Source organism: Deltaproteobacteria bacterium (assembly GCA_019309045.1).
Taxonomy (GTDB): domain Bacteria; phylum Desulfobacterota; class Syntrophobacteria; order BM002; family BM002; genus JAFDGZ01.
The window spans coordinates 1-6,682 of the sequence record JAFDGZ010000120.1 but is presented as its reverse complement, the minus strand read 5'-3'; the positions used below and the strand labels follow the sequence as shown (position 1 = coordinate 6,682).

General features: G+C 55.1%; 7 protein-coding genes. 2 read left to right on the top strand and 5 right to left on the bottom strand.

Annotation, left to right across the window (positions count from 1 at the left end):
- The first annotated feature begins 237 nt into the window (after positions 1-237).
- Both JRI89_16020 and JRI89_16015 read left to right on the top strand, forming a co-directional pair.
- The gene (locus tag JRI89_16020) at positions 238-477 is read left to right on the top strand and encodes an AbrB/MazE/SpoVT family DNA-binding domain-containing protein (GenBank protein ID MBW2072746.1); all 240 of its coding nucleotides are present in this window, start codon (positions 238-240) and stop codon (positions 475-477) included.
- Positions 461-934 (top strand): PIN domain-containing protein, encoded by a 474-nt coding sequence (locus JRI89_16015; GenBank protein MBW2072745.1) that lies wholly within the window; start codon positions 461-463, stop codon positions 932-934. The genes JRI89_16020 and JRI89_16015 overlap by 17 nt, the downstream gene beginning before the upstream one ends.
- Positions 935-1,073: 139 nt before the next feature.
- On the opposite strand, the gene JRI89_16010 is transcribed toward JRI89_16015, so the two are convergent.
- From JRI89_16010 to JRI89_15990, 5 genes are all read right to left on the bottom strand, one after another.
- Positions 1,074-2,270 (bottom strand): AAA family ATPase, encoded by a 1,197-nt coding sequence (locus tag JRI89_16010; GenBank protein ID MBW2072744.1) that lies wholly within the window; start codon positions 2,268-2,270, stop codon positions 1,074-1,076.
- Positions 2,271-3,101 (bottom strand): AAA family ATPase, encoded by an 831-nt coding sequence (locus JRI89_16005; protein ID MBW2072743.1) that lies wholly within the window; start codon positions 3,099-3,101, stop codon positions 2,271-2,273.
- Positions 3,102-3,466: 365 nt separating this feature from the next.
- Positions 3,467-3,673, bottom strand: coding sequence for a hypothetical protein (locus tag JRI89_16000; protein ID MBW2072742.1), 207 nt, complete (start codon positions 3,671-3,673; stop codon positions 3,467-3,469).
- A 686-nt stretch (positions 3,674-4,359) separates the two neighbouring features.
- Positions 4,360-5,952, bottom strand: coding sequence for a chain-length determining protein (locus JRI89_15995; GenBank protein ID MBW2072741.1), 1,593 nt, complete (start codon positions 5,950-5,952; stop codon positions 4,360-4,362).
- Positions 5,953-6,033: 81 nt separating this feature from the next.
- Entirely contained in the window at positions 6,034-6,651 is a 618-nt protein-coding gene (locus tag JRI89_15990) for a polysaccharide export protein (GenBank protein MBW2072740.1), read from the bottom strand.
- Positions 6,652-6,682 lie beyond the last annotated feature (31 nt).

Genomic DNA, 6,682 nt, shown 5'->3' with positions numbered 1-6,682 from the left:
CGGAAGGTCGCAAAGGAAGAGGGCCTTCGGCGATGCTGGGCAGCCTTTGCGCGAACCAACGTCCTTCACCCCCCAGCAGTAACGACAAGGATTCATCCCTACAATTCCTGAATCTGTGGATAGTAACCATGGTAATCACATGGTAATCAATGGATAAAAAGGTGCAGGGTGTTTTGAGTTGACATGGGCTTTTGAAAAAAGTAATACTAAAAGTAATAACAGCAGGAGGGCTTTATCATGCCAAGAGTAACTCAAAAAGGCCAGGTAACCATTCCCCGGCATATCCGGTTGCACCTGGGAATAAAAACAGGTGATGAAATTATTTTCGAGGTCCACAATGACAGGGCTGTTCTCAAAAAGAAGACCGGCTCGATTAAGAACCTGGAGAAATATGTGGGCTTTCTTTCTCATCTAGACGGCAGCGAAACAGACGACATCGTAGACGACCTGCGAGGAAATCATGCTCCTGGCCGTTGACACCAATGTTCTTCTGGACATCTTGCTCCCCAACTCCGCACACTGCCAATCTTCCTTGAACTGCCTGCTGAGTATAAATCCTGCGGACGAACTCATTATCTGTGAAGTGGTTTTTGCTGAACTGGGCTCCCAGTTTCTCTCGTTCAGGGACCTCGAGACCTTTCTGGGCGACACTGGCATCAGGCTTGTCTCGTCGAATGAGGCATCGCTCTATGAAGCGAGCACTGCCTGGAAAAAATATTCTGCTCGCCGGAAGGGAATGTTGCTCTGCCCTGCCTGTGGTCATCGTCAACAATCCAGGTGTCTGTCCTGTAAAAAGATCATCTCATATCGGCAGCATATCCTGGCGGATTTTCTCATTGGTGGCCATGCAAAAACACAGGCAGATGGTTTGATAACAAGAGACAGAGGCTTTTACAGGACATATTTTCGCCGTCTAAAAATCTTGCAGCCCTAGCTGTCATAGGGGCAAGGGTTCAATCAGCGGTTATTGGTTGTGTTATCAGGGCTCGGCCTGCGGCCAGGTGATACGGTTTTTCCGTTGCCGTAAACCGTTTGCCGAGACATTCCCAGATAACTGATAACCGGCAAGTCTTTCACATAACCTGCTGCCTGGATTGGGGTTGGGGGGATGCTCGCTGTTTATTTTTGCCGGTAAGGACCTTGATCAGCAGCTTCTGCTTGACCACGGCAGCATCCAGCTTTTTCTCTATGCGAGCCAGGTTCTTCTCCAGAGTCTGGCGTCGGCTTTTTTCTGCCATCAACCTCACGGCCATCTCCTGGACGGCCTGTTTGCTTGCTGCAATGCGGCCAAGGCTCAGGGCAATCCTTTCCAGGGCATTCTTGGCACCCAGCGACACCTCCAGCAGTTCCCCGATGTTGGCCTCCAGGTGGCCGAGGGATTGCAATGATCCCAGATTATCTGTAGCAACCGGCAGCAGTTCGGCTGCTGCTGCCTCGTCGGCTGCCTCCTCATCCAGGGGGACATCCCAGTTGGCCCGGTCTTCGAGAACTTTCTTCGCCAGGTCGATGTCGATCTTTTTGAGGTCGTCTGCCATGGCATAGACCAGGCACATGTGACATACAGCGTTTATCAGCCTGGGCACTCCACCGGAGTAGTCGTAGATCAACTGAAAGGTTTCCTCGTTGAAGAGCTCAAGGTCTGGAGCTCCGGCCTTGTGCAAGCGGTACTTGATGTAGTCCTCGAGCTCCTCTCTGTCCAGGGGCTCCAGGTGGTAGCTCACCTGGATGCGCTGCGACAGCTGCCGCAAGCCGCGCCAGCGCAGCTTTCCCCTGAGCGACGGCTGCCCCACGAAAATGATCTGCAGAAGGAATTCGTTGCGGCCGTCAAAGTTAGACAGCATGCGTATCTCTTCCAGGGTGTCCACTGGCAGATTCTGGGCCTCGTCCAGGATGAGAATGGCATAGCGCCGCTTGCGGCACAGCTCCAGGAGGAACGACTTGAGCACCCTGATGAGCTCCGGTTTTCCCCTGCCATCGTGCGGCAGTGAAAACTCCTGGCACACTGCCCTGAGAAACTCCTCCGGACTGAGCAGGGTCTGGGAGAGACAGGCGAGCGGCAGGTCCCGGCTCAGGGAGCGCAGGATATAGCGGATGAGGGTAGTTTTACCTGTGCCAATGTCACCGGTGATGACGATGAAGCCGGCCCGGTCGAAGATGCCGTACTCAAGATGAGTCAGGGCTGCATCATGCTTTTTGCTGTGAAAGAGAAAGTCCGGATCTGGCAGCAGTTGAAATGGTTTTTGTTTGAAGCCGAAGAATTCCTGGTACATTTACCTTCTCCCGTATTCTTTGCCGTAGCCAGGCAGGGGCGCCTTGTAGCGGTTCAGAACGAAGCCGAGGAACTTGTCTCTGGGTATAAGCTCGAAGGCTTCGAGTACAGTGTGGATGGAAGTTTGCTCTGCCTCAACCAGCATGATAATTGCGTCCACCAGGGGAGCAAAGGTGAGAGCATCGGCGCTGCCGAGAAGCGGCGGCACGTCGAAGAGGATGTAGCGGTCGTGGTAGCGCGACTTCATTTCAGCGACCAGGGCCTTCATCCTGGGCGAGCCGATGAGTTCGGCGCTTTCCTGCACGGTGCGGCCGCCCGAAATGAAAGTGAAGCGCTCCACACCCGGCCAGACAATGAGTTCCTCAAGGGGGCGCTCCTGGAGAAGATAGTCGCCCAGGCCGCTGTCGATTTGCATGCCCAGATAGTGATGAATCTTCTGCTGCCGCAGGTCGCAGTCCACCAGGAGCACGGTCTGGCTCACCTCTCTGGCGAGGGCAAGGGCCAGATTGATGGCGGTGAGGGTCTTGCCTTCTCCGGGCAGAGCGCTGGTGATCATGAGGGTGTTGCAGCCGTTGCGCCGCAGGGAGAGCAATAGCCTGGTGCTAAGCACCTTGAAAGATTCCGTTTCCGGCGCATCTGCAAACAGGCAGACACAACGGTTTTCTGCCAGTTTTTCAGGCTCGAGTTCGAGACAGCGGGATCGGCAGTAGGTGGGTGACACCCTGCCGGAGCCGTTGCCGCTGCCAAGGACGGCTCTGTCGGCTGCTGGCGCCGACAGGGGCTGCGGCCGCTCTTTTCTTGCTTTGTCCAGGGCTTTTTTCAGGTGGTCCATGGTGGTTACCTTTGAGTTGGTTATCGGTTATCAGCAAGTGTCGTGGCAATACGTTGATAGGTGCAGGTGAAAGCTGAAGGTAAAGAAGTGGTTAATCTTTCCCCCTCCTCTTAATCTCCTCCCGCCAGGGGAGGAGAAACTAGGCTGGGCTTGTTTGCCTGTTGGCTTCTCATGGATCTCCTCATGGGCTACTATTATAGCGAAGCCTTCTCCTTGGCGTCCTTCCGCCGTCGCCCAGGGGCTATGGCGTGACAAGTGGCGCCTTTGCGTGAGGCAACGTCGATCAGTCCTAGCAGTCACGACAACGCTTCATCACGGCGATTCCTGAATCTGTGGATGAAAAGGGCGCAGGGCGGAGGTGAAGTTCATATATCGCTGCGGTACAACAGCTCCAGGGCTGAGATGGAAGATGGGTGCAGCTGTTTTTTGGCCAGAAAAAGATCCAGGGCCTTTTCAGCCACGCAGCGGGAATACCTGGCCCAGCAATTCTCCTTGGAACAAAAGCTTGTCTTGTTGGCGCCCTCACCAGTAATCAGGTGATGGTCACAGTCCAGGCAGCATTGGAGAATCATACGCCCTCCTTGGCCGGGATTTGGTGGTTCCTAAAGTTAGCGATTCTTGCGGCACTATGTTGTAAAGAACTATGTTGCTGTAATGTGCTGACATGATGGGGTATTACCCAGTAGGTTCAGTCACCCCCACCCTCACCCTCACCCATTCCCGCCAGGAGCTAGGCGGGGTCGCGGGGTCTTCGACAAAGGGAGGGAACTATTGGGAAACACAGATAAATCTCCCCTCCCCTGGTGGGAGGGGGTTAGGGGGAGGGGGATCAGAACCGCTCAACTTAGGTGGTTATCAGTTATCGGTAAATGTCCAGGCAACGGGTCGGTAGGCGCAGGCTTCAGACTGCGTTGCCGGTCTTCGTGTCGATTCGTGGGGCATAATTGGCGGCTTGATGTAATTGTATTGATGGCCGCAGGCTAAAGCTGAAGGTAAAGAAATGGTTAATCTTTCCCCCTCCTCTTAATCTCCTCCCGCCAGGGGAGGAGAAACCAGGCTGGGCTTGTTTGCCTGGAGGCTTCGCGTTATTTGGGTCATTTTGGTTTGTTGCGTTTGTTGGATTTTCAGTTATCGGTTCAACGGGCGCAAGGCATTGGGCGCAGGGCGCAAGGCATTGGGCGTTGGGCATGGAGCATTTGGGTTTATTGAGTTGTCTGTGATTGGTTATCAGGTCAAAGGTTCAAGTAATATGTGGATGCTACACTCCCAGTCGGCGGAGGACCTTGGCCCAGAAGACGTTGAGATCCATTACCAGGTAGTGGAAGGCGGTCACACCTACGGCCATGACAAGGACCACGGTGACGGCCAGGGCGGCGCGGCGCGCTCGGCGGCGCAGTATATCTTTTCTGGTGACGATGTCTGGAATTACTGCCAGCACCGGAAAGGAAGTGGCCAGGCTCAGGCTTTCGGCACTGCGCACGGAATGGTCTCCGAACTCCCGCAGGGCTGCAGTGCCCACGCCGGCTCCCATACCGAGCACAACCCCCACCAGGAGGATGACCAACCGATTCGGCTTGATGGGCTTTTCCGGCAGTCTGGCAGTGTCTATAATGGTGAACCGTTCGCCCTTCTGCTCCTTTTCCAGGCCGTGGGCCACGTCCGCTTCCATGTACTTGCGCATCAGGTCATTGTACTTGGCCTGGGTGTTGTCCCGCTCGATGAGCAGGGCCTTGTATGCCTTCTCGACCATCGGGGTGGCCTCTATGCGGCGGTTGTATTCCAGTCGGCGTTTCTGCAAATCTTCCACCTGCCTTTTCAGGGAATTGATGTCTGTGCGGGTGGTGGTTAGCTGCGCCTGCAGGGTGATATAGGCAGGATTGTCCGGCTGGCTTGCATCTGCAGCCTGGTAGCTGGACTGGCCCTGGCTGCCGCCTGCAGTCGAACTCTGCAGCCGGCTTTCCAGTTGAGCGATCTCTGCCCTGACCTTCTTGACCGAGGGGTACTGCTCAGAGAAACGGCTCTTGAGATGGACCAGCTGCACCTTCAAATCCTGCAAGCGCTCCAGATCACCTTTTAGCAACCCGGGAGACATGCCGGCAAGCTGGCTCTGGAGGTAGGTCTCCTGCTTCCGCAAGGCGCGAACCTGTTCTTCCAGCTGGGCAATGGTTTGCTCGGTGCGCTCGAGACTCTGAATGTTCACCTGCAGCAGCTCCGGCAGCTCGTTGATGTGCTTTTCTTTGAAAGAGGCAATTGCCGCCTCCAGTTCTGTGAGGTGGACCCTGACCTGCTTCATTTCCTCCTGGAGAAACTGGGAAGTACCAAGAGCCTGCTGCTCCCGAACCCGAAGGTTCTCCTCCAGGTAGAGAGAGGCGAGCACATTGGCCACCTGGTAGACCTTTTCCGGGTCTTTGCCCTCGTAGGAGAGGGTAAAGGCGATGGTTGCCAGGTTCTCTTTGCGGCTGCGCCGATCCTTCACCTCGGCGCTGATGGTCTCCATCTTGACGTCTTTGCGCATCTTGTCGACAATTTCCTCGGTGGTTTTCTTTTTCCTCAGTTCAGGGTAGAGGTTGAAGCGGTTGATGATCTCCAGCAAGCGGCTGTAGCTCATGATCCTCTGGTTGATGGTCTGCAGCCGCTGCTCGGCAAAACTGGTGACCGTGGTCTTGACAAACTCCGGGGGGATCTCCTGGGCCTCAATAAGAATGGTGGAAGTGGACTGGTAGATGGGCGGCAGTACAAGCGCCACTACGGCTGCCAGAAGCACGATGGCAAAGGCAGGCAGCAGCAGGCTCCATTTGCGTCTTTTGAGTATGTCCAGATAATCGTCGAGGGTCTTGATGTTCTGCTCAATGATTTCTCTGTCGCTGATGGTTGGCATGGCCTCGTCCTTTTAGCTTGCTGCAGAAAATAGACTGGCTGTACCTGATCTATTTCAGGGCACAACGATAACGTCACCGCGCTTGAGCCAGATGTTCTGCTGGAGGTTCTCTCCCTTGGAAACGTCTTCGTAATTGAAGGTGAAGCTCCTGGTGGCGTTCTGATCGCGGCGGAATATCTTGATGTTGTCCTTGTCAGCCCAGTCGGTAAGTCCTCCGGCCATAGCAAGGGCCTGGAGTACATCCACATTGGCGTTGAGAATGAAGCGGCCTGGTTTGTTGACCTTGCCTATGACGTAGATGTGCATGCTGTTTACCTGCTGCACCTCTACAGAGACGACCGGGTCGGAAACGTATGGCGCCACTCTCTGTTTTATTTCCTGCCTGAGTTCTGCAGTGGTCCTACCCCCTGCCTGCACCTCACCGATCAGGGGAAAGGAGATGGTGCCGTCCGGCAGTACAGTGGCCACCCGGGTGAGGGATTCCGTCTCCCACACCGAGATGTTGAGCACGTCGCCCGGGCCTATGAGGTAGCTTGCCGGAAGCAAGCCGGCGGTTTCCGGTTCCGCGGGCAAGGCAGTAATGGAAGCATGGCGTTGAGCAGCGTCCAGGGGCAGCGCCGTGATGAAGATGAGCAGGAAAAGAAGGATCGGTGGCAAGGTTTTGTGTTTCATTTTGGCCTCGGGGGATCTGGTTATCGGTTAT

What these genes read in the sequence shown, in the direction of transcription:
- JRI89_16000 (MBW2072742.1), bottom strand. Translation starts at nt 3,673, where the DNA reads ATGATTCTCCAATGCTGCCTGGACTGTGACCATCACCTGATTACTGGT.
- JRI89_15990 (MBW2072740.1), bottom strand. Translation starts at nt 6,651, where the DNA reads ATGAAACACAAAACCTTGCCACCGATCCTTCTTTTCCTGCTCATCTTC.
- JRI89_16015 (MBW2072745.1), top strand. Translation starts at nt 461, where the DNA reads ATGCTCCTGGCCGTTGACACCAATGTTCTTCTGGACATCTTGCTCCCC.
- JRI89_16010 (MBW2072744.1), bottom strand. Translation starts at nt 2,270, where the DNA reads ATGTACCAGGAATTCTTCGGCTTCAAACAAAAACCATTTCAACTGCTG.
- JRI89_16005 (MBW2072743.1), bottom strand. Translation starts at nt 3,101, where the DNA reads ATGGACCACCTGAAAAAAGCCCTGGACAAAGCAAGAAAAGAGCGGCCG.
- JRI89_16020 (MBW2072746.1), top strand. Translation starts at nt 238, where the DNA reads ATGCCAAGAGTAACTCAAAAAGGCCAGGTAACCATTCCCCGGCATATC.